Consider the following 23,885-nt stretch of genomic DNA (forward strand, 5'->3'; position numbering starts at 1 on the left):
CTTAAGCAGAATGGAAATTCTGGCAAAATCAGAACCCCGGATAACACTTCAAGAACATATTGACGATTGTCTTATCATTCTTGAGCATCTAAAACATTCTTTTGAGGCTGTCCCGGAAATCATTACAGATTTTGATTTTTGGGAGGTTTTGAGGTTGGCTGTGATAACCCATGACTTAGGTAAGGCACACGTTGAGTTTGGAAAAGTTTTAAGAGGTGAATCAAATGTTTGGAACCGGCAGCGGCACGAACTTTTTTCTCTTCCGTTTATCACTGGCTTAAATGTGGATGACAAAACCAAAAGCTTAATCAATCTTGTGGTTGCAGGACACCATAAAGATTTTAACACACTGCATCAGAACTATATCGCGGGAGCATATGTGGATGAAATCTTTACAGATGAATTCGGTGATGAGGGGTTGCTGTCATACGAAAAGGAATTCCAAAAAATTGACGTTGAAAATGTTCTACTTTTCCTTAGACAGAACTATAACATTGATCTGGGTAAAATTTCTATAAAAAATCCAGGTACATTCATTTTAAATTACCTGAATAAATCCTATTCACAAAAGACAAAGGATTTTTTAACGGAACAGTTTGAGACGCTTTTGCTTTTTGGTGCTTTAAAAGAGTGCGATCATTTAGGCTCAGCCAGACTAAGAAACATAGAAGTATTGAACAAACAATCATTCAATTTTTTGCAAAAGCAAAGGCAAACATTGATAAGTGAAAACAAAGATTTCTATTCTCACCAAAAGAAAGCTTCAGAAACGTTCGGCAATGTTATTTTAACGGCACCTACCGGATCAGGCAAAACAGAAAGCGCTATGCTTTGGCTTAAAAATAACATTGAAAACTTTGGACAGGGTAGGGCATACTACATACTTCCTTTTACAGCGTCAATAAATGCAATGTTTGAACGACTGTCAGATGATGAAGCAGGGATGGGTAAATCAAAGGTAGGAATGCTCCATGGAAAATTGCAGGACTATTTATATGATTATTTAGATAAGGACATACAGTACGCAAGTATTTCTAAAAAGGAGGCAATCCAAAACGTCCGGGAAAAATTTAAAACGCTTGCTACACCGCTGAAGGTGATAACGCCTTTCCAACTGACAAAAAACTTATTTGGTTTAAAGGGGTTTGAACAGGGAATATTTGAATGGACAGGCGGCTACTTTATTTTTGATGAGATTCATGCTTACAGTCCTGAAGTATTTGCACAGATAAAGGTATTTCTTGAATTCATCGTCAACAAACTTAATGGTAAGGTCTTCGTAATGACCGCGACAATGCCTACTTTTTTAAGAGCGGAATTGCACGCAGGGGTAGGAATGCATACAGATATTGTGGCAGATGAAAATCTTTATAAAAACTTCAACCGGCATCGTGTAATTCTTCGTGAAGGCTTGCTTTCTGAAAATATACCCCTAATAGAAAATGAACTAAAAGCAGGGAAAAAAGTGCTGGTGGTCTGCAACACAGTTTTACAGGCACAGAACGTTTATGAAGAACTAAAAGATAAAGCTAACAAGGCAGTATTACTGCACAGTGCTTTTACCGGCGAACATAGAAATCATAATGAGACAATTTTAAGGGAAGGAGAAAAAGATACAAACAGTCCGGTGCAACTGCTTGTTGGAACACAGGCTATAGAAGTAAGTCTTGATATAGATTATGATGTTATTTATACTGAACCTGCTCCCATTGATGCACTTATTCAGCGATTTGGCAGGGTCAATAGGAAACGGGAAAAAGGTATTTGTCCCGTAAATATTTTTAAAGAGTCTCAAAAGAATGACCGATATATCTACGAAAGTAGCCTTGTTAAAAGAACCATAGAAGTTTTTGAACGTTTATTTTCTTCAGAAAATAATATTCTTGAGGAAGCAAAATTGCAGGAATATATTGACTTTGCTTATCCAGCTTGGAATGAAAAAGAAAAGGATAGATTTGATACTATTTATAGTTTGCTAAAACATTTTACAGAAACAGGTTTAACACCATTTATACATTCAAAAAACAGGGAAGAAGATTTTTATAAGCAATTTGATGGTATTAAAGTTTTACCGCAAAGGTTTAAAGAGCGTTTTGAAAAATATCTTACGAATTATGATTTTATCGGAGCCGAAAGACTTAAGGTTCAAATCAGGAAAAACAAGTTCGCTCAATTACTTGCTGAAAATAACAATAACTTATACAACACTTCCTTCAACTTTGAAACCGAAAAGGGAAAATTGCTTTCTGTGGATTACTGGATATTGACCAAAAAGTATGATGAAGACTTAGGCTTACTCTATAACGAACAGGAAATTTGGGAAACTGAAATACTATAATCTATGCCTCTCACCGCCACCCATATCAACTACTACATCGTCTGTCACCGCAAACTATGGCTTTTTGCCAACGGCATCAATATGGAGCATACCAGTGAAGTTGTTTACGATGGCAAGCTGCTGCATGAAACCAGCTACCCGCAAAGAGCCGAAAGGAATGAGGAAGTGAAGTTATCTGCAGATTATGGAGGAATACAGCTAACCGGCCAGATTGATTTCTATGACGTAAAAAATAAAACTATTCACGAAACCAAACGCAGCGATAAAGTTGAAGAGGCGCATGAATGGCAACTGAAATTTTACATATGGCTGCTGGAGTTAAACGGCATTGCCGGTGTACAAGGAAAAAATGAATATCCAAAACTAAGAAGCACACAGGAAGTATCGCTCTCGGATGACGACCGCACTTTTTTGAAAGAGCTTCTTCCAAAAATTACTGAACTGGTACAAAGCGGGAACTGTCCGCCAAGGATCAACGCTAAGATTTGCAAGAGTTGCAGCTATTATGAATTGTGTTATGTGGAGGAGATTGAGTCTGAACCGGGATTTATAGGATTAAAAGATTAGCCGTTTAAATATGATGAAATATTCATATATTACTGAAAGGATAATTAAATGTGCCATGAAAGTTCACAGCGTGATTGGCAACGGATTTCAGGAAGTTATTTATTAACGGGCAATGAAAATTGAAATGAAAAAAGACGGTCTCATATTTTTTCGGGAGTTTGAAATGCCGATTTATTATGATAACATACAAATAGGCACGAGAAGAGTTGATTTTTTAGTTGAAGACATAATAAGCGTTGAATTAAAAGCACTCATACGGTTAGAAAACGTTCATTTGGCACAGGCAATAAACTATCTTGAAGCTTATAATATAGAGATTGGCTTATTACTCAATTTCGGTGTAAACAGTCTGGAATTTAAGCGCCTCACTAACAAGAAATACAGGCAATCGAAAATCCCAAAAATCCTTTCATCTCATAAAAACACGGTTCAGACTGTATCATGAAAAAATCTTACTACCTCTTCAACGCCGGCCGCATGAGCCGCAAAGACAATACGCTGAAGTTTACCCCGGTTGATGAGGAGGGAAATGAGCTGCCGCCTAAATATATTCCGGTTGAGGGCGTTGATAACCTGTATTGCTTTGGAGCGCTTGATGCCAACAGCGCTCTCTATAATTTCCTGGGAAAAGAGCAGATCAGTGTACATTTTTTTGATTACTATGAACATTATACCGGAAGTTTTTTATCCAAAGAATATTTGCTGAGCGGGAAAGTAATTATCCATCAGGCCGGTCATTACACCAATAAAAAGAAAAGAGCATTGCTGGCCAGAAAATTTGTGGAAGGTGCGGCGTTTAATATGGTAAAGAATCTGCGTTACTACAACAATCGGGGTAAGGATGTCAGTCAGCAAATAGAAAAAATCGAATTGCTTTCTTTAGAATTGCGGCAGTATGATCAGGTAGAAGCATTGATGGGCATTGAAGGAAATATCAGGATGGTTTATTACGAAGCTTTTGACCTGATCATTAATGATTTTGCAATGGGCAACCGTACGAAACAACCTCCTTCAAATGAAGTAAACGCACTCATCTCATTCATGAATATGATGTGCTACACACTCTGCCTCGACATGATTTACCATACACAACTCAATCCAACCATTAGCTATCTGCATCAACCGGGCGATAGAAGGTTTTCACTTGCATTAGACCTTGCAGAAATTTTTAAACCAATATTGGTTGACAGGACTTTGTTTGCTTTATTGAACAAGAGAATAATTACTTCCAAAGATTTTGACAATACATTCAATTGTTGCCTGCTAAAATCAAACAGCAGGAAGAATGTAGTAAAGGCTTGGGAAGACAGGCTTAATGAAACAATCAGGCACCGCAGCCTTGCCAGAAGCGTAAGCTATAAACATCTGGTAAAGCTTGAATGTTATAAACTGGTAAAGCATATACTGGATATGGAGGAATATAAACCTTTTAAAGCCTGGTGGTAATATGTACGTAATCTTAGTGTACGATATAGAACAGAAGCGTGTAGGAAAAATGCTTAAATTGTGCAGGCAATATTTGAACTGGATACAGAACAGCGTGTTTGAAGGGGATATTACTGATGCAAAACTGAAGGAGCTGCTGTATAAGGCTAATAATATTATGGATACCGGATACGACAGTATAATTGTGTTTAAAAGCCGCAATGAGAAATGGCTGGATAAGCAGGTAATCGGCAAAGAGAAAAACAGCATTGACAACTTTATGTAAGTTGTCGGTGAGTGTGTATTATTCGGTATTGATAGTTCTTTGACATATTGGAAAAACAAAAAGCATTCATAATCATACGGTTTAGAAAGTTGTCGGTGCACGCTATAGATTTTATTACCGGACGTCGACAACTTTTACTACTAATTTTGCATAGCTTTGCAAGCTGAAACCCCTTAAAACAGGGCTTTTTTAGTCGTCGATGTAGCGGCTTTTAATCGCACCATAGAGGAATTGAAATATAATTTGCAACTTTCCATCCATGTCCGCCTTTTTTCTTTTAATCGCACCATAGAGGAATTGAAATATGGCTAAAGCAACTGTAATGCCTTATAAGGAGGTACTTTTAATCGCACCATAGAGGAATTGAAATAAAAGTATTGAAGAAATAAAGCGTGCAGGCAAAAGTCTTTTAATCGCACCATAGAGGAATTGAAATATTTTTATCAGGAATCACCTGATCAACCGATGTGACTTTTAATCGCACCATAGAGGAATTGAAATAAATTAGAAGGTATAATTAAAACCGCTTATAATTTCTTTTAATCGCACCATAGAGGAATTGAAATTTTAACGACAACCTTGCCGAAACCATCAAGGAAAACCTTTTAATCGCACCATAGAGGAATTGAAATCGAGAAAAAAGCCTTTCCTAATTGCCCCATCACGCCTTTTAATCGCACCATAGAGGAATTGAAATGCGCAGATGCTATCAACATGAAGGAGTTCGACACTCTTTTAATCGCACCATAGAGGAATTGAAATAGATATATGAGGGAATGCCGGTAAACAGAAATGTAACTTTTAATCGCACCATAGAGGAATTGAAATTTAGATATTGTGAGTGTAGCCGATTTCAACGCCTTCTTTTAATCGCACCATAGAGGAATTGAAATTTTGATTAAGAGTTTGTTGCAAAATTCTACACAATTCTTTTAATCGCACCATAGAGGAATTGAAATAGGATTTAAGCAAAGGAGAAGGCAAAAAAAAAGCCGCTTTTAATCGCACCATAGAGGAATTGAAATTATTTATCGGGTTTAGTACAAAATTACAAACCGTATCTTTTAATCGCACCATAGAGGAATTGAAATATACTTGAACACTCCTTTGTGCATTTTCTTTATCCTTTTAATCGCACCATAGAGGAATTGAAATTCAGTATAACCATTCGGGTTATCAAAATAGCCTATTCTTTTAATCGCACCATAGAGGAATTGAAATAAAAGGCTATGTGAAAAATCACAGCGTAGGGATGAACTTTTAATCGCACCATAGAGGAATTGAAATCACAGAAAGCACTTGAAGAAGCGAGAGAGATTAACTTTTAATCGCACCATAGAGGAATTGAAATGCGGTTTTGCCGGGAATGGTTACAGAATTAGCAAGGCTTTTAATCGCACCATAGAGGAATTGAAATGTGTTTTCCACGATATGGTACGTGTGTAGGCTTTAACTTTTAATCGCACCATAGAGGAATTGAAATTCATCAAATTTAAAGTAAACTATACTACCTATTGATACTTTTAATCGCACCATAGAGGAATTGAAATTCAGTTTTGCAGTTTCGTTTAAATGGCGGGATACTTCTTTTAATCGCACCATAGAGGAATTGAAATTTCGATGCTGAAATTAAAGATGGCAAGGTTGTTATTCTTTTAATCGCACCATAGAGGAATTGAAATAATAGAAGGAGGATTAATTCAAAAAGAAGAACAAGCTTTTAATCGCACCATAGAGGAATTGAAATTAGATGAACCAAGCAAAAAACATGAAACAACTAACAACTTTTAATCGCACCATAGAGGAATTGAAATTCAAGCAGGGCCGCTCTCGTCTCTTCGTCTTGCGCTTTTAATCGCACCATAGAGGAATTGAAATGTAACAGGCCTGTTGGCAGCAGCAACGGCTTATACTTTTAATCGCACCATAGAGGAATTGAAATTCCGGCAACAAAATCCTATAATCTCCAGGTTTTACTCTTTTAATCGCACCATAGAGGAATTGAAATTTTAATGCCCCCCATGCAGGCGAAGTCACGCCGTCCTTTTAATCGCACCATAGAGGAATTGAAATTACGTCCGGGCCACCTGCAATCCTGATCCTGAAAGCTGGCTTTTAATCGCACCATAGAGGAATTGAAATTTATTACGCAAGGCGGATGGAGTGCAGATCCTTTCTTTTAATCGCACCATAGAGGAATTGAAATTTTCTGACAAACAAGTGCATGCATTTAATTACGACTTTTAATCGCACCATAGAGGAATTGAAATATTTTGAGGAGCTTTTATAACTCGCTCCTGCGTTCTTTTAATCGCACCATAGAGGAATTGAAATTCAATTATAGTGGGCAAATCTTTACCTAACATATCCTTTTAATCGCACCATAGAGGAATTGAAATAAAACACACAAGCCCGCGCTATGGTAACGCTATACGCTTTTAATCGCACCATAGAGGAATTGAAATTCATTAGTTTGTCGGCTTCTTCATCCTCTACTTTCTTTTAATCGCACCATAGAGGAATTGAAATCCTATGAAGCTAATAAGAATGATAATGTAAATGATACTTTTAATCGCACCATAGAGGAATTGAAATACGGCAATAAGTTCGAGGCAAATAAACCATATCCGCTTTTAATCGCACCATAGAGGAATTGAAATAACGAACCTATTGAAGTCATTCGCGAGAGGTTAAAAACTTTTAATCGCACCATAGAGGAATTGAAATCAAACTAACTGTTCGCTTCGCCCTACAACATCGTGTCTTTTAATCGCACCATAGAGGAATTGAAATTTTCCTTGCTTCTGTTATTGTTATTTCTGTGGCTTTCTTTTAATCGCACCATAGAGGAATTGAAATAACACAGAAAACAAGCCGCAGGTAAACCACAAAGACTTTTAATCGCACCATAGAGGAATTGAAATCTTTTAATTTGCAAGGTTTCGGAAGCTCTGATGGTCTTTTAATCGCACCATAGAGGAATTGAAATATCATAAATAAGCTCGTATTCTGTCCTTGAAATTCTCTTTTAATCGCACCATAGAGGAATTGAAATGCCGTCTGTGTGTTTCAGCGGAAAGTTTGTTGAGCTTTTAATCGCACCATAGAGGAATTGAAATATGTTAGGGATACTCAAACAGAGGTCATCAGCAATCTTTTAATCGCACCATAGAGGAATTGAAATAGTATATTTAGTTAAGAGTTTGTTGCAAAATTCTAACTTTTAATCGCACCATAGAGGAATTGAAATTCGAAGGCAATGAACATCTTTTAGGAACTACAAACCTTTTAATCGCACCATAGAGGAATTGAAATTAAAGGATATTGTGAACAAAAGGAGCTGGCGGCACTTTTAATCGCACCATAGAGGAATTGAAATTTGTCAAGTTTTCAACGGTTACAATGTAAAGTATCTTTTAATCGCACCATAGAGGAATTGAAATTACATTCAGGTTGTTAATTGCTCCTGTACCTGTCATGCTTTTAATCGCACCATAGAGGAATTGAAATGCTTATTGAACTTATCGTCTTTGATAAGTCGTGGGCTTTTAATCGCACCATAGAGGAATTGAAATCTGGATAAGCTAAAAGACCTTATACAGCCCTACGGAACTTTTAATCGCACCATAGAGGAATTGAAATTCTGGGACATTGAGAACTTCGCCAAAGGGGCGCTAAGCTTTTAATCGCACCATAGAGGAATTGAAATTTTATAGTAGTTAGATTATTAGTCTTAGCTACTACATCTTTTAATCGCACCATAGAGGAATTGAAATTTGGCATACAATAAAAAGTCCTTACCGTTTATTGTCTTTTAATCGCACCATAGAGGAATTGAAATTTTTTAAATACATCGCATTCGCCATGAATAAAATCCTTTTAATCGCACCATAGAGGAATTGAAATCTTGTTCTTTGGCCCGCTATCTTTTCTATTTTTATTCTTTTAATCGCACCATAGAGGAATTGAAATCATATAATTCCTGAGCTCCTTTATTAAATTTGTACTCTTTTAATCGCACCATAGAGGAATTGAAATGTTCTTGTGTTGACGGCATTACCTCGAGCACATCAACTTTTAATCGCACCATAGAGGAATTGAAATTTAATAATATTGTCAATATCTTCGAATGTTAGCCCTTTTAATCGCACCATAGAGGAATTGAAATTTTCAACGGTAGCTTCTTTTAAGTTGTATCTCATCTTTTAATCGCACCATAGAGGAATTGAAATCAAATATACCGCATTTATGATAAAGAAAAAAGTTTCTTTTAATCGCACCATAGAGGAATTGAAATATCAAATAACCTATAAACTTTCACATAAACTTATTCTTTTAATCGCACCATAGAGGAATTGAAATTACCATAATACCGATATATCATTATTTGCATCCGGCTTTTAATCGCACCATAGAGGAATTGAAATTTGTATGGACTAAAGAAAATTGAGATTGGGGATGCTCTTTTAATCGCACCATAGAGGAATTGAAATAAACAATTATACTATGCGTTTGTCGAGGGGAGGGAACTTTTAATCGCACCATAGAGGAATTGAAATATTGGCAAAGGCGGCAGATATAACTGTAAAGTCTACTTTTAATCGCACCATAGAGGAATTGAAATACCTCTATGCGGCGAATTGTAGTAAAGTGCCAGCCGGCTTTTAATCGCACCATAGAGGAATTGAAATATTAATAAGGCCGCGAACGTTTTCGCCCACAACCCACTTTTAATCGCACCATAGAGGAATTGAAATTTTATATTCACAGATAATGCGATAGACTTTAATATACTTTTAATCGCACCATAGAGGAATTGAAATCTGCTCTAACCCGCTATACAAAGATTTGATAAATTCTTTTAATCGCACCATAGAGGAATTGAAATACCTCTATCCTGCGAACGGTAGTGAAGTGCCAGCCCTTTTAATCGCACCATAGAGGAATTGAAATAATGAAACAGTGCACCCGGTGCAAGCAGTACAAACCCTTTTAATCGCACCATAGAGGAATTGAAATGTATCTATTCCTACTGATGTTGTTTTATTAACAGGCTTTTAATCGCACCATAGAGGAATTGAAATTTTGCAGAAGCAGCAGATAAGACTTACAGTAAGATGACTTTTAATCGCACCATAGAGGAATTGAAATTCGTCCAGGTTATCCAAAACTATTTGGAAGCATAATACTTTTAATCGCACCATAGAGGAATTGAAATTATTATGTAACTCAAGTTATTACTAACACTGTTGCTTTTAATCGCACCATAGAGGAATTGAAATACCCTAAATCGGCAATACTTTGTGATAGCTTCCTGCTTTTAATCGCACCATAGAGGAATTGAAATTTCTTCAGAATGGAGCGCACGTATGGTATCACAGCTTTTAATCGCACCATAGAGGAATTGAAATATCGGTGGTGCAGTGGCAGACGGATTAAAAACGTTGTCTTTTAATCGCACCATAGAGGAATTGAAATATAAATACGGCTAAATACGAAATGGCAAGATTTGACTTTTAATCGCACCATAGAGGAATTGAAATACATTTAAATCGTTAAAATATTCCTCATTGTGCTCTTTTAATCGCACCATAGAGGAATTGAAATCCAAACAGCATTGTTTATTGCGACCCACCTTACGACTTTTAATCGCACCATAGAGGAATTGAAATTCAACAACGCGTCTATGATCTCATTTCCATCCCAGACTTTTAATCGCACCATAGAGGAATTGAAATCTGATATTGTTATTGGAGGAGGAGCCGCAGGGTGTTCTTTTAATCGCACCATAGAGGAATTGAAATAAAAGAGTTTGTAAACGACTTCAATCAATCACAAGTCTTTTAATCGCACCATAGAGGAATTGAAATCCAGTTCGCCCAATATTCAGAAGTCTTAGCTTTTTCCTTTTAATCGCACCATAGAGGAATTGAAATCTCTTTATCTTCTTTATATCTTTTTTTGCCGTGATTACTTTTAATCGCACCATAGAGGAATTGAAATAAGGTTGCATGTAAATCACCTGTTACGCATTCGCTCCTTTTAATCGCACCATAGAGGAATTGAAATACCTCTATCCTGCGAATAGTAGTAAAGTGCCAGCCCTTTTAATCGCACCATAGAGGAATTGAAATGTGTCGAACCAGAGCCAAACCAAAATAAAGAACATAACTTTTAATCGCACCATAGAGGAATTGAAATGCTTTAGACGGTTCAGGGTATTATCGAACTATGATAACTTTTAATCGCACCATAGAGGAATTGAAATAAAGAAAAAGCAAAAGAGTTAATTCATTTCTACACGCTTTTAATCGCACCATAGAGGAATTGAAATTTTCAGGAACGTAGGGAACTATGCCAGCGGATACACTTTTAATCGCACCATAGAGGAATTGAAATTTAATATTGCTTGTGCTATGTTTTTCATTTTAATAACTTTTAATCGCACCATAGAGGAATTGAAATACATGAATAATACACAGGTTGAAGCATTCAGAAAGCTTTTAATCGCACCATAGAGGAATTGAAATGCTAAAGAATTTGTCGTAATCAATTACGTCTTCTGTTCTTTTAATCGCACCATAGAGGAATTGAAATCCAGAAGCGTAAGAAACTATTTTATCTATATTCGCTTTTAATCGCACCATAGAGGAATTGAAATCCGCTTCCCTTTGATTGTGATGTGGAATTTATAATCTTTTAATCGCACCATAGAGGAATTGAAATTTTGATGTGGACAACCTTACCATTTCTTACACAAAACTTTTAATCGCACCATAGAGGAATTGAAATTCTTTGAATGATAAAGACGGTCACCCCGAAAAGAGACTTTTAATCGCACCATAGAGGAATTGAAATCGAATTGAACAGCCCCAAGAGTCAATAATTCCCGCTTTTAATCGCACCATAGAGGAATTGAAATCTGACTTAATGCTTGTTAACCAATTTTCATCACCCTTTTAATCGCACCATAGAGGAATTGAAATTTAGGATTTAATCATGTGGTTCTGTGGTTAGCTTCTTTTAATCGCACCATAGAGGAATTGAAATCTTTATCAATCAAAATTGGCAATATACCGTAAGTCTTTTAATCGCACCATAGAGGAATTGAAATAAAGAAATACGGCGCGTGGCTTAGAAAAGAGCGTGACTTTTAATCGCACCATAGAGGAATTGAAATTTAAAGGTGAGAATGAGAACAATGGTACAAAGCCCTTTTAATCGCACCATAGAGGAATTGAAATTCTGGTTTGTCTCTCACCAGCACTTTGTCAAACGGCTCTTTTAATCGCACCATAGAGGAATTGAAATGGTGGTATTAGTATGCTTGGCAAAAATATATCATTCTTTTAATCGCACCATAGAGGAATTGAAATATAGGTGCTGACTATTTATAGCCCCCCCTATTCGCTTTTAATCGCACCATAGAGGAATTGAAATCTAACATAAACGCTTCAGGCAGTGCAATGCCGTACGCTTTTAATCGCACCATAGAGGAATTGAAATTGTTATAAGCTGTAAATTAAACTTTTTGAGCGATGGCTTTTAATCGCACCATAGAGGAATTGAAATCTTATAAAAACCACGATGAAATATCCAGCATGCTCGCTTTTAATCGCACCATAGAGGAATTGAAATTAATAACTTGAATTTGCATTTAAGCCATCATTTAACTTTTAATCGCACCATAGAGGAATTGAAAGTTTGAAGAGTTCCAGATGCGGCATTACGGCAATGTCTTTTAATCGCACCATACACGTGAAATTGATAATTGCATCACTACATCACTGGATAACTGGATAACTCTTTTAATCGCAGTAAAAGCATTGAAATACATCTACCGCCTGTGCGAAACGATTATATCACGCTGCAAGTTTTCCACTTTACCTGCCTACAATATTCACTTCCCGTTCCAGCTCAATGCCAAATTTGTTTTTCACATCGTCAATGATTTGCCGGGAGAGGGTATAGATCTCATCACCGTTGGCAGTGCCGTAATTGACCAGTACCAATGCCTGCTTCGGATGCACGCCCGCGTCATTTTTCCTGTAGCCTTTCCAGCCTGCCTGTTCTATCAGCCAGCCCGCGGCAATCTTCTTTTCATCTGTGTGTAATGTAGTGTACACGGGCATTTCAGGGTATTGCTGTTTCAACTGGTCAACGAACGCGGCCGGCAGAACCGGGTTTTTAAAGAAGCTGCCTGCATTGCCGGTTACCTTCGGATCCGGTAGCTTGGATGTGCGGATGCGGATCACCGCATTTGATATATCGCGTATGCCGGGGTTATCGATTTGCATCTTTTCCAGTTCGCTCCTGATAGCGCCATATTCCACATGCAGGATCGCTTTTTTCGGAAGCCTGAAAGTGACGTTCAAAATAATATACTGATCCTTTAAAGCGCGTTTAAAAATACTCTCCCGGTAGCCAAACCGGCAATCATTCGCATTAAAAATGCTGATCGTTTTATCGTGCACATGCAGCGCCTCAAGCTGGTGAAAAACATCTTTTATCTCTACGCCGTAAGCGCCTATGTTCTGCATCGGCGATGCACCTACGCAGCCGGGAATAAGGCTCAGGTTTTCAAGGCCGGGATAATTGTTGTCAATACAAAAAAGCACAAACTCATGCCATACTTCACCGGCATAAGCTTTTACATAAAAATAATTGTCATCTTCACCAACCAGCTCTTTTCCTTTCAGCTCATTCTTTAATACAAAACCGTCGAAATTTTTTGTAAGCAAAATATTGCTGCCTCCGCCCAGCACCAGCCGCTGTTCTTTATCTGATATAGCTAACAGTTGCCTTAACTCTTCTACATCGTGAAATACAGCAAAATGCCTGGCTGTTGCATCAATGCCGAAAGTATTGTACGCTTTTAAAGAGAAATGATCATGAACCTGCATCGGACAAAATTAATTGATGAAATTCCAGAAAATGCCAACCCTGATCCAAAGCCCGGGCTTGGGATAATAAGGCCTTACAAAAGAAAAATTATTAAAGCCGAATGTTTTATTCTGGTAGCTCAGGCTGTTTAAGTTGGCCGCTTCTGCAAATAGCCTGAAACGCTTGATCTTAAAATTGAGGTAGTAAGAAATGTCCGGCAGATTGCTGATGCGCATGGTATCGTTGTAGAAAAAATTACCGGTGAAAGGCGAATAGTGGTCCGGCTTGTAAGGCGTATTATACCTCACTTCTATGCCTGTAGCAATATCTAAGTTCTTATAAAAATGACCTTCAAAAGCAATACGGTTGCGCGTGAGTACCAACGGCACATTTACAGGTACATTACCCGCCTTCTGCTGTACATATATTTCTGCATACCACTTAAAAAACTTACCCAAAGGCGTCTCTTTTTCCGCGCCCACCTGTAATAAATTAAACAAGGAAGTATTTTGCTTTGCGGTGAAATAATCAGTAAAGTATGCATAGTTCAGCATGGCGTAATAATTGCCTGTAAGGCTGAGTTGCCATGAAGGCACATTGATCTTTGCAAAGGCATGAGTAATGTTTTCTTTAGCAAACTTGCTCTCACCGGTGATCACCGGGAAGTTTGAATGTGGTTGAAAATTATTACCTATAAGCTCTATGTATTTCGCACTGTCGGCCGATAGAAATCCTTTGGCCGATGTGTTGAATATGAATGATGGCGTGCGGTTTACGTTGGTAAAACCAATAGAAATGTCGCCGATCCTGGTGCCAAGGTTGCGCTTAAGATTGGCTGTAGCCATATAATCCCCGAAGTAGTCGCCCAATGCAAAGAACCTGCCTGATGCAAGCATATCCCATTTCTGGTTCCTGGTTTTGTTCCTGTATTCACCGCCGACAATAACGTTGTAATAATTTTTTTTGAACCGGCCGAAATCTCCGCCGAGCAATTGAAATTCACCAAACACTTTCACAAACTGTGCTATATTCTTTTTGTCGGGGTAAGTGTAGATGGCAAGCTGGTTGCTCAGCTCTTTCCATTTATCTTTATACATTACCGTATCGTTCTGTACAATCAGCCCGTAATATTGCAGGTAGCTGTCCGGGTTTGGATTTACATCCTTGAAACTGTATTCATATTCTGCATATTTTGCAGCGTGTTCAAATCGTAAGCGCGGATAAAACAGGCGGACCATAGTACTGTCATTTACTTGCAGGCTGTCTTTCTGCCCGAAGTCGTAGGAGTGCCTGTAGTACAGTGTAAAGTCCTTGTTTTCATTGCCTGAAGATATAGAAACTTTAAAAGGGCTGGGGCTTGCATTGCCAATGCTTCCAATACGTGTAGCCGCTATGTAAGGGCTGTTTACGCCTTTGCCTTTTAATTCATCAAAGTTAATGATGCCGCCATTTACAGCGCCCCTGTTCGAATTCCTGACGCCTATCAGGTTCATGCTGTATCTCTTATTTTTGCTTTGCGAAGATATGTTGGCGCGCATATTACTATGGTTGCTGTTCTGGTTGCGGAAAGCGCCGGGAGCATTCAGCAACCGGTATTCAAATGTAAAATTTACAAGCTCCTTGCGGTTTTGCGTATGCAATACATCAATCACTTGCTCCTGCCTGGTACCCATCATATAAGCCAGTGTTGTAAAGGGGCGGGTAGTGGTAAAATATTTTGTACCCTCAAGCGTATACCTGAACGGGTCAAACATATGGAAGCCGGCATCCCAACCTGGCTGCATATGCAATGGCCTGAAAAGCAGTGATTGAGAGGGTGTGCCTATATTTCCCAGGTCGGCATAGGTGTAAGGCACAGGCAACATTTTGTTGAAATCATTGATTGACGTATCAATACCATGCGTGCCGGTAGAATCAAAAAAACGGTAACTGATGGTAATGCTGTCTTCGTGCGGATTGCGTTGGGTAAGCGTATCTGCAGTATTGCCGCCGCTCCTGGAAAACCTGCCGCCGATATCATTCAGCCTGTCGAACTGCGCCTGCACACCTGAGCATACAAGTATGCTTAATAATGTAAACAGCAGCTGTTTGTTATTGACCAATTTCATTATTTTATTATCCGGCAAAATTAATTGAAAATACGCGCGCAAAATTAATGAATTGCATGTTATTCGCATTTGTATTTTTCACCGAGCTTTTTTTCTTTTTCCGAAGGTAAGAAAATAAGCCTTAAAGAAGAATCGTTGCTGAAATAGCTGATCATCCAGTTAATAAAAATGATGAGTTTGTTTCTTACACTCAGTATCAGCATCAGGTGCAGGAACATCCACACAAACCAGGCGAAAACTCCCTGGAACTGCCAGTTCGGCAAGTCTACCACTGCTTTTAGTTTACCCACTGTTGCCATTGTACCGGGGTCTTTGTAAAAGAATTTCTGCTCCGGTTTTCCCTTAAGCCTGTTCTTTAAATTTTTTGCTAAATTTTTAGCCTGGTTGTTGGCAACATTAGCCAGTTGCGGGTGCCCGTTGGGAAAATCTTCGTTTTGCATTAAGGATACATCGCCGATCGCGTATACGCCTTCGAGGTTTTTTACGCGGTGGTATTCGTCTACTATCAGCCTGTTTCCTTTACCCAGAAACTCTTTGCCGATACCATCCGGTACATTTCCGGTAACGCCTGCAGCCCAGATCAATGTTTTGGTCAGCAATTGCTGATCATTGCCATAGATCAGCATTTTACCGTCGTAATCTTTTACAAAGGCATTCAATACTACTTTTACACCCAGCTCTTCCAGGTATTTCTGAGAATATTCCTGTGCATTTTTACTCATGTTCGATAAGGTGTGCGCGCTGCCTTCTATCAGGTAAATTTCCAGCTTTGAAAAATCTGTTGAATGATAATCTTTCGGCAAAATATTTTTTTTCATTTCTGCCAATGCGCCTGCAAGCTCTACGCCGGTGGGCCCGCCGCCTACCACAACAATGTTCATATAAGCTTTCTTCTCTTCTTCGGTATTGCAGGCAAGCGCTTCTTCAAAGTTTAGTAAAATTTTGTTGCGCAGCGCTATGGCCTGTGGCGTGGACTTCATGGGGAATGCATAGGTCTCAATATTCTCATTGCCGAAATAATTATTCTTACAACCTGTCGCAATGACCAGCTCATCGTAATCATATTCATCATTTAGTGTTAATACTTTTTTAGCCACAGTGTCTACATATTTTACCGGTCCTAAGCGCACCTGTACATTAGACGCCTGCTGAAAAATTTTTCGAAGTGGAAATGATATGGATGCAGGCTCCAGGAAAGATGTGGCTACCTGGTAAAACAGTGGCTGAAACTGGTGAAAATTATTTGTATCAATCAGTGTAATGTCGTAATCCGTATTTCTGAGGTATTTGGCAGTACGCAGCCCTGCAAAGCCGGCGCCTATGATGATTAGTTTTATACTCATGGCCTTAGTGTTTTGGTTGGACTGCTAAGGTAGGGCATTTAATAAAGCAGGAAATAATTTATTTATATCCCTGTAATATTACAAAGGCGATCAGCAAAAGGATTATGATGAAAAATAGCACATATAAGGCTAAATTCAGGTCTTTGAGCTTTTTTCTTTTCCGTTCAGGGCGGGTGTTTATCTGTTGCTTCAGCTTAGAGTCTATAGACAGCACATCCTTACGCATCTTGGATACCGAGCTGTAAGCCTGCAGGCCTTCCAGGGCATCTTTGAGAAACGGATCTTCCAGCATCTCTTTTTCAAGCCGGTTTGCTTCCTCACCGGAAATGTCCTGGTTCAGGTATTTCAGCAGATCCTCTTCGGAATATTTGATTCGTATATTGTTGTTTTCACCCATTTGATCTTTGCTGTTTTTTCTCCATAAATTGTTTCAGGTTTCTTTTGCCGTTCTGGATAAAGCTTTTTACCTGCAAAGTGCTGAAACCGGTTATCTGCTCAATTTCTTTGTAAGATTTGTTTTCAAGATAAAAAAGTTCTACACACCTGCGCTGTTCACTATTCAGCTCATCCAGCGAATCATGCAGGTGTTCAAAGATATTTTCTTTTTCCAATTTTTGCTGCAGTTCATTGTCTTCACCGCGATCGTGTTTATCATCAAAAAGCTCTTCTGTTTTGAGAACAGCATGCTTTTGTTTCCTTATTTTGATAAGGCAGTGATTCTTAGATACGCTGTATATCCATCCTTTGAAATAAGAGACTTTGTGTTTTTTTATCTCATTAAGCGTGTGAAGAAATATTTCCTGCACGCTGTCTTTAGCGCTTTCTTCATCGTTAAGGTATTTCATGCACACACCCAGTAGCAACATGGAATAGCGTTGCAAAAGAATGCCCAACCAATAATCATCATTGGTTTTGTAAAAATTATTCAGCAATTCTTCATCACTGCTGTATTTTTTCTGCTCAATCACAACATGAATTTATGTAATTATTTTATTACACAGTATTAATTTTATAATAATTCCATATCTTGCCAATCATTCTATGCATTTCGTAATTGCTATAACTCCTCTGAACCCTTTACGCGCAGAAGCATCTCACCGTGCGGAGATGGTAAATCAGATGCTATTTGGAGAAACAGCCCAGGTAACAGGGGTTAGTGACGACTTCTACCGGGTAAAAACTACTTTTGACAATTATGAAGGCTGGATACAGAAATCGCAAACGCTGGATGTAACCAAAAAATTTTTTCGCAAAAAAGTCAAAGGCATTTCTACCGAAAACAGGAACATTCTTTTTAACAATGAACCCATGTTGCTGCCCGCAGGCGCCCCCGTGCTTGATACAAATAACATTGAACATATTCCCTTAAAATACGGCAGGGTGCCGCTAAATACAGGCCTTACGCGCAACAGCCAAAACATTATCAGCATTAGCAAAAGTTTTTTGAATGCGCCGTATATTTGGGGTGGCAGAAGTATGTTTGGCATTGATTGCAGCGGCTTTACCCAGCAGGTGTTCAGGATGTTGAATGTTTTCCTGCCGAGAGACGCTTATAAACAATCAGAAGAAGGGGAGGTGATTGGTTTCCTGCCGGAAGTGCAGTGCGGCGACCTGGCTTTTTTTGATAATGCTGAAGGCAGGATCACCCATGTGGGAATTTTACTGAACGATAAGCAGATCGTGCACGCATCGGGCAAGGTCAGGATTGATAAAATTGATACGGAAGGCATTATTAATGTGGAAACCTGCGTAAGGACACATCATTTACGCATCATAAAAAGAATAACGTACTAAAAATAGATGCATCAAATAAGCTATAAGATTAAATATGCAGATCAACCGGAATGGGTACTAAATCTAAACATGCCGATAACCATAGAAACAAAAAATCCAGCCCGTTAGCAGGCAAAAAGGAAAAATATAGATAACCTCGCATAAAGCGGTTTGGTCTATTGGTGTATTTCACCCCCAACTACCTGGACCATTAAAACATAAAAAATGAAACTAACAGCTACAAAATACAATACAACCGCGCTCGACTGGGGCTTACTTCTATTAAGAGTTTTTACAGGCATTGCCATGATAGCCAATCATGGATTGGGGAAAGCGCAGAAATTACTAAATGGAGGTGAAATAAAGTTTGCTGATCCTATTGGCATCGGCGCTAAGGCTTCTTTATCCCTGGCTGTTTTTGCAGAAGTCTTTTGTGCCCTCCTGCTTATATTTGGGCTATTTACAAGGCTGGCCACACTGCCTTTGATAGTCACTATGGCAGTCGCCGCATTTGTTGTACACGCAACAGATCCTTTCTCCAAAATGGAATCAAGCCTGCTTTTTTTATTTGTGCTGTTCCTCTTGTTTTTAGCCGGCCCGGGTAAGTACTCGGTTGACAGGATGATATCCAAAGGTTAATAATTATTTTGCTGCTTGATTATTTCTTAATCTAGTTCAATGTTCCGCTGTTGCGATGTGGGTAGCTTTGCCCCATAACATTGATTATTCACTAAAAAAACACAGATTATGGCAAGCACAACATGGATTATTGACAAAGCGCATTCAGAAATTACTTTTAAAGTAAAACATATGATGATCTCTACTGTCAGCGGGCGATTCAATGATTTTGATTCTACCGTAGATACAGATGGAGAAAATCTGTCTACAGCTAAAATACAATTCAGCGCAGAAGTAAACTCTATAGACACCAGAAACAGCCAGCGGGACGGCCATTTGAAATCGGCTGATTTCTTTGATGCAGAAAATCATCCGCAGATTACGTTTGTTTCTACAGGTTTCGATGGAGCGCATCTCACGGGCGACTTAACTTTAAGAGGCGTAACAAAACAGGTGACGTTATCTGTTGAAACCGGCGGCATTATTACCTCTGACGGACAAAAGCGCGCAGGCTTTGAAGTAGAGGGCAAGATCAACCGGAAAGATTTTGGGCTTAGCTGGTCGGCATTGACAGAAGCGGGCGGTATGGTAGTAGCAGATGAAGTAAAGATCAGTGCAAACGTTGAATACGTGCAAGCGTAACCATACCTATGCATACAACAAAAATCTGTCACCATTTTCCGGCGACAGATTTTATTTTATCAAAACCATTATTCCCTGGGTGTTGCCAGGCTCGGATCGTAGGAGAATAGGATTTCTCTTGCCTGCCCGCTTCCTGGTGCATCTTCTTCAATTTTTTTAAATCCTCTTCTTTCGAGTTCCACTACCTGGAGTTGAATGTCATTTTCTTGCTTATCATCTGCCTGTAGTGCAAAAACATTCTCTTCCCTTGCCTGCAAGCCAAGTTCCTGTGCTCTTTGTTTTATTTCTTCGGTGGTAAGTTGTTGCTGTTGGTACATATTTATTTTTATTTATTGAATAATACTATGAAAACAGCAATTTCCAAACCAAACTTTTATGCGTTACTACAATGATTTTGTAAGATCATGCATCTTAGCCTAATTACTATTTTATTATTAACTTTGCACACATTTTACAACAAATTTCAATGAGTAATAAATATAAAGAGTTTGCTTCGCTGAATCTGCCGCAAATAGAAAAAGAGGTATTGAGTAAATGGCAGTCTGAAAATGCTTTTGAGAACAGTATTCAACTGCGAAAAGACGCACCGTCATTTGTTTTCTACGAAGGTCCGCCCAGTGCAAACGGCATGCCCGGTATTCACCACGTAATTTCCCGCACCATCAAGGATATGATCTGCCGCTACAAAACCATGAAAGGCTATAAAGTAGAGCGTAAGGGCGGATGGGATACGCACGGTTTGCCTGTAGAGCTTGGCGTGGAAAAGGAACTTGGCATTACGAAAGAAGATATTGGTACAAAGATCACAGTTGAAGAATACAACAAGAAGTGCCGGGAGGCTGTATTGCGTTACAAAAAGGAGTGGGACGATCTTACTACAAAAATGGGTTACTGGGTAGACCTGCACAATCCCTATATTACATTCGAAAACAATTATATTGAAACGCTCTGGTGGCTATTAAAAAAAATGTACAACCGCGGCTACCTGTATCAGAGCATTTCCATCCAGCCATATTCGCCTGCCGCCGGAACCGGTTTAAGTTCGCATGAACTGAACCAGCCCGGTACCTACAAAGATGTGAAGGATACCAGCGCTACGGTGTTGTTTCAGTTGCTTAAAAATAAGAATGAAGGCAATGCCGCTGCGGAAAAAATATTTAATGCCTTAGCTGACAGCCAGGCTGGTACTGAGCCCGCTGTCTACTTTATGGCATGGACCACCACGCCCTGGACACTGCCTTCCAACTTAGGGCTCACTGTAGGCCCTAATATTGATTATGTGTTGGTGCAGACTTTTAATCCTTACACGTACGATCTGCAAAACGTAATACTGGCAAAAAATCTTGTAGGGAAATATTTTAAAGCCGAGGAAGAAAACGGTTCTTTTGACGATTTTGAAGCCGGCGATAAAAGCATCCCCTGGAAAATACTGGCTGAATTTAAAGGCCTGGAATTAGAAAACCTGCGCTATGAACAACTGATGCAGTACGATGCCAATACGGCTGCTATCAGCGGCGGCGACCCTTTTCGGGTGTTGGTTGGAGATTTTGTAACCACAGAAGATGGTACCGGCATTGTACACACAGCTCCGGCTTTTGGAGCCGATGACTACCGTGTGGGGCAGAAGTACGGTATTGGAGTGCTTACTATGGTAGATAAGGAAGGAAAGTTTGTAGAAGGCATGGGAGAGTTTAGCGGCAGGTATGTGAAGAACTATAAAGATGATAATGACTATCAGGATGTTAATGTAGATATCTCCATTAAATTAAAGAAAGAAGGTAAGGCTTTTAAAGTAGAGAAGTATGAACACAGCTATCCTCATTGCTGGCGTACAGACAAACCGGTTTTGTATTATCCGCTGGATGCGTGGTTTATTAAAACTACCGCTCAGAAAGACAGGATGATAGAACTGAACAAAAAGATCAACTGGAAGCCAAAGTCTACCGGGGAAGGCAGATTCGGTAATTGGCTGGAAAATATGGTTGACTGGAACCTGAGCAGAAGCCGCTATTGGGGCACTCCCTTGCCGGTGTGGAGAACAGAGGATGGTACTGAAGAAGTTTGCATAGGCAGCGTTAAGGAACTGACTGATTTGTATATAAAGGCCTCCGAAGCAGGGTATAATAAACATATCACGTTAAAACTCAACAATTCATTGCTTGACATTGACTTGCACAAGCCAATTGTAGATAATATTGAATTGCTTTCTGCCTCAGGTAAACCTATGAAGCGGGTACCGGACCTGATAGATGTATGGTTTGACAGCGGTGCTATGCCTTTCGCCCAGTGGCATTTTCCTTTTGAGAATAAAGAAAAATTTGCTGAAAACTACCCGGCGGATTTTATTTGCGAGGGTGTGGATCAAACCCGCGGATGGTTTTATACGCTGCATGCCATCAGTTCACTCGTGAAAGAAGATGTGCTGGAGGAACTGAGGACTGCCGGCTTAGAGGTTGATGAAAGTAAATATCCCGGTAACGCTTTTAAAACAGTGGTATCCAATGGGTTAGTTTTAGATAAGTATGGTAATAAAATGTCTAAACGCCACGGCAATACCGTTGATCCTTTTGAAACAATTGATAAATATGGTGCAGATGCCACACGCTGGTACCTGATGACTAACGCATCACCCTGGGACAACCTCAAGTTCGATATTGATGGTATCAAAGAAGTACAACGGAAGTTTTTCGGTACATTGTACAACACTTACCAGTTCTTCGCTTTGTATGCCAATGTAGATGGTTTTGCTTTCAAAGAAGGCCGTATAGCTGATGATAACAGGCCTGAAATTGACCGCTGGATATTATCCACCCTTCATTCATTAGTAAAGACAGTTAATGAAAACCTGGAAGAATATGAACCAACCATTGCTTTCAGAGCTATTGACCAATTTGTAGATGAACATTTAAGTAATTGGTATGTAAGGCTTTGCAGGCGCCGTTTCTGGAAAGGTGAATATGAAACCGACAAAATTTCTGCTTACCAGACTTTGTATGAGTGCCTGGAAACAGTCAGCAGGCTTATAGCGCCGCTTGCTCCTTTCTTCAGCGACGAACTTTTCAGAAACTTAAATGCTGTTACAAACAGGTTTGAAGCCACAAGTGTACATCATACGGATTACCCGGTAGCCAACGAAGCGCTGATCGATAAACCCCTGGAAGAGCGAATGGAGCTTGCGCAGGATGTTTCATCACTGATACTTTCTCTCAGGAAAAAAGAAAACATCATTGTACGCCAGCCTTTGCAGAAAGTATTGATACCTGTATTGGATGCCCATATGAAAACCCAGCTTGAAAGGGTGGAGGACCTCATTAAGTCAGAGACGAATATTAAACAAATAGAATACATAACAGAATCCAACTCTGTAATTTCAAAAAAGATCAAGGCTGATTTTAAATCTTTAGGTAAAAAGCTCGGCCCAAGGATGAAAGCAACGGCAGCGGAAATTGAAAAGATGTCTCAGGAAGATATTGAAGTTCTGGAACAGACGGGCACCTTCACGCTTACGGTTAACAATGAGCCCGTGGAGTTGGTTCCCGGAGACGTAATTATCACTGCGGAAGATATACCCGGCTGGTCAGTAGCAGGCAAAGGAAAAGTAACCATTGCCCTGGATATTACTATTAACGAGGAACTGAGGCAGGAGGGCAACGCAAGAATGTTTATAAATCGTGTACAAAATATTAGAAAAGAACGTAAATTTGATCTTTCTGATCGTATTTTTGTACAAATTTTAGACAGTCAGGCTTTAAAGCCATCCATAATTAGATTTAAAGATTATATTTGTGCGGAAATTTTGGCAGATGAACTAACATTTGTATCACATCTGGAAGACAGCGTTGAGGTGGAGGTGGACAATAACCTGTTATACATTACAATTCATAAAAAAGGTTAATATTTTG

Annotated in this window: 14 protein-coding genes, 1 pseudogene and 1 CRISPR repeat array; of the genes and pseudogenes, 9 read left to right on the forward strand and 6 right to left on the reverse strand. The window is 39.1% G+C overall.

Going from position 1 to position 23,885, the window contains the following annotated elements:
* The first annotated feature begins 10 nt into the window (after window positions 1–10).
* From cas3 to cas2, 5 genes and pseudogenes are all read left to right on the forward strand, one after another.
* A complete protein-coding gene (gene cas3 / locus OD355_RS08230; RefSeq protein ID WP_263037986.1) occupies window positions 11–2,338 on the forward strand; it encodes a CRISPR-associated helicase Cas3' in 2,328 nt (775 codons plus the stop codon).
* Window positions 2,339–2,341: 3 nt separating this feature from the next.
* Window positions 2,342–2,905, forward strand: coding sequence for a CRISPR-associated protein Cas4 (gene cas4 / locus OD355_RS08235; RefSeq protein ID WP_263037987.1), 564 nt, complete (start codon window positions 2,342–2,344; stop codon window positions 2,903–2,905).
* 13 nt (window positions 2,906–2,918) lie between these two features.
* Window positions 2,919–3,350, forward strand: a pseudogene (locus tag OD355_RS08240) (GxxExxY protein).
* Window positions 3,347–4,351, forward strand: coding sequence for a type I-B CRISPR-associated endonuclease Cas1b (gene cas1b, locus OD355_RS08245; protein ID WP_263037988.1), 1,005 nt, complete (start codon window positions 3,347–3,349; stop codon window positions 4,349–4,351). Before OD355_RS08240 ends, cas1b begins: the two are co-directional and overlap by 4 nt.
* A gap of 1 nt (window position 4,352) precedes the next feature.
* Entirely contained in the window at window positions 4,353–4,616 is a 264-nt protein-coding gene (cas2, locus tag OD355_RS08250) for a CRISPR-associated endonuclease Cas2 (protein WP_263037989.1), read from the forward strand.
* Between the two features lie 208 nt (window positions 4,617–4,824).
* A CRISPR array of direct repeats spans window positions 4,825–12,319; the repeat unit is 30 nt; unit sequence CTTTTAATCGCACCATAGAGGAATTGAAAT.
* Window positions 12,320–12,499: 180 nt separating this feature from the next.
* On the opposite strand, the gene murB is transcribed toward cas2, so the two are convergent.
* Genes murB through OD355_RS08275 form a run of 5 tightly spaced genes read right to left on the reverse strand, consistent with a single transcriptional unit; the run spans window position 12,500 to window position 17,918 of the window.
* Entirely contained in the window at window positions 12,500–13,519 is a 1,020-nt protein-coding gene (gene murB / locus OD355_RS08255) for a UDP-N-acetylmuramate dehydrogenase (protein ID WP_263037990.1), read from the reverse strand.
* 9 nt (window positions 13,520–13,528) lie between these two features.
* The gene (locus OD355_RS08260; protein WP_263037991.1) at window positions 13,529–15,607 is read right to left on the reverse strand and encodes a putative porin; all 2,079 of its coding nucleotides are present in this window, start codon (window positions 15,605–15,607) and stop codon (window positions 13,529–13,531) included.
* Between the two features lie 59 nt (window positions 15,608–15,666).
* Complete coding sequence (locus OD355_RS08265; RefSeq protein WP_263037992.1) at window positions 15,667–16,950, reverse strand: NAD(P)/FAD-dependent oxidoreductase; 1,284 nt, start codon at window positions 16,948–16,950, stop codon at window positions 15,667–15,669.
* Window positions 16,951–17,008: 58 nt separating this feature from the next.
* The gene (locus tag OD355_RS08270) at window positions 17,009–17,347 is read right to left on the reverse strand and encodes a hypothetical protein (protein WP_263037993.1); all 339 of its coding nucleotides are present in this window, start codon (window positions 17,345–17,347) and stop codon (window positions 17,009–17,011) included.
* Entirely contained in the window at window positions 17,340–17,918 is a 579-nt protein-coding gene (locus tag OD355_RS08275) for an RNA polymerase sigma factor (protein ID WP_263037994.1), read from the reverse strand. The genes OD355_RS08270 and OD355_RS08275 overlap by 8 nt, the downstream gene beginning before the upstream one ends.
* A 73-nt stretch (window positions 17,919–17,991) precedes the next feature.
* Between OD355_RS08275 and OD355_RS08280 the strand changes: the two genes are divergently transcribed.
* The 3 genes from OD355_RS08280 to OD355_RS08290 all read left to right on the forward strand — a co-directional run bounded on the left by OD355_RS08280 (window position 17,992) and on the right by OD355_RS08290 (window position 19,983).
* Window positions 17,992–18,744 carry a C40 family peptidase gene (locus tag OD355_RS08280; protein ID WP_263037995.1) on the forward strand — a complete coding sequence of 251 codons (753 nt, stop codon included), beginning with the start codon at window positions 17,992–17,994 and terminating at the stop codon, window positions 18,742–18,744.
* Window positions 18,745–18,948: 204 nt separating this feature from the next.
* The gene (locus OD355_RS08285) at window positions 18,949–19,362 is read left to right on the forward strand and encodes a DoxX family protein (RefSeq protein ID WP_263037996.1); all 414 of its coding nucleotides are present in this window, start codon (window positions 18,949–18,951) and stop codon (window positions 19,360–19,362) included.
* 108 nt (window positions 19,363–19,470) lie between these two features.
* Window positions 19,471–19,983: a YceI family protein gene (locus OD355_RS08290; RefSeq protein ID WP_263037997.1), complete on the forward strand. Its 513-nt coding sequence runs from the start codon at window positions 19,471–19,473 to the stop codon at window positions 19,981–19,983.
* 68 nt (window positions 19,984–20,051) lie between these two features.
* Here the strand turns inward: OD355_RS08290 and OD355_RS08295 are convergent, their stop codons facing one another.
* Entirely contained in the window at window positions 20,052–20,300 is a 249-nt protein-coding gene (locus OD355_RS08295; RefSeq protein ID WP_263037998.1) for a hypothetical protein, read from the reverse strand.
* A gap of 149 nt (window positions 20,301–20,449) precedes the next feature.
* On the opposite strand from OD355_RS08295, the gene ileS reads away from it, so the two are divergent.
* A complete protein-coding gene (ileS, locus tag OD355_RS08300) occupies window positions 20,450–23,878 on the forward strand; it encodes an isoleucine--tRNA ligase (protein ID WP_263037999.1) in 3,429 nt (1,142 codons plus the stop codon).
* The last annotated feature ends 7 nt before the right edge of the window (window positions 23,879–23,885 follow it).

Origin of the sequence: Haoranjiania flava (assembly GCF_025631005.1) — a bacterium.
GTDB lineage: Bacteria > Bacteroidota > Bacteroidia > Chitinophagales > Chitinophagaceae > Haoranjiania > Haoranjiania flava.

Bases quoted from the DNA above. Each gene is read 5' to 3' on its own strand.
- cas4 (WP_263037987.1), top strand. From the start codon at position 2,342: ATGCCTCTCACCGCCACCCATATCAACTACTACATCGTCTGTCACCGC.
- OD355_RS08285 (WP_263037996.1), top strand. From the start codon at position 18,949: ATGAAACTAACAGCTACAAAATACAATACAACCGCGCTCGACTGGGGC.
- ileS (WP_263037999.1), top strand. From the start codon at position 20,450: ATGAGTAATAAATATAAAGAGTTTGCTTCGCTGAATCTGCCGCAAATA.
- cas3 (WP_263037986.1), top strand. From the start codon at position 11: ATGGAAATTCTGGCAAAATCAGAACCCCGGATAACACTTCAAGAACAT.
- OD355_RS08280 (WP_263037995.1), top strand. From the start codon at position 17,992: ATGCATTTCGTAATTGCTATAACTCCTCTGAACCCTTTACGCGCAGAA.
- cas2 (WP_263037989.1), top strand. From the start codon at position 4,353: ATGTACGTAATCTTAGTGTACGATATAGAACAGAAGCGTGTAGGAAAA.
- cas1b (WP_263037988.1), top strand. From the start codon at position 3,347: ATGAAAAAATCTTACTACCTCTTCAACGCCGGCCGCATGAGCCGCAAA.
- OD355_RS08260 (WP_263037991.1), bottom strand. From the start codon at position 15,607: ATGAAATTGGTCAATAACAAACAGCTGCTGTTTACATTATTAAGCATA.
- OD355_RS08290 (WP_263037997.1), top strand. From the start codon at position 19,471: ATGGCAAGCACAACATGGATTATTGACAAAGCGCATTCAGAAATTACT.
- OD355_RS08295 (WP_263037998.1), bottom strand. From the start codon at position 20,300: ATGTACCAACAGCAACAACTTACCACCGAAGAAATAAAACAAAGAGCA.
- OD355_RS08270 (WP_263037993.1), bottom strand. From the start codon at position 17,347: ATGGGTGAAAACAACAATATACGAATCAAATATTCCGAAGAGGATCTG.
- OD355_RS08265 (WP_263037992.1), bottom strand. From the start codon at position 16,950: ATGAGTATAAAACTAATCATCATAGGCGCCGGCTTTGCAGGGCTGCGT.
- murB (WP_263037990.1), bottom strand. From the start codon at position 13,519: ATGCAGGTTCATGATCATTTCTCTTTAAAAGCGTACAATACTTTCGGC.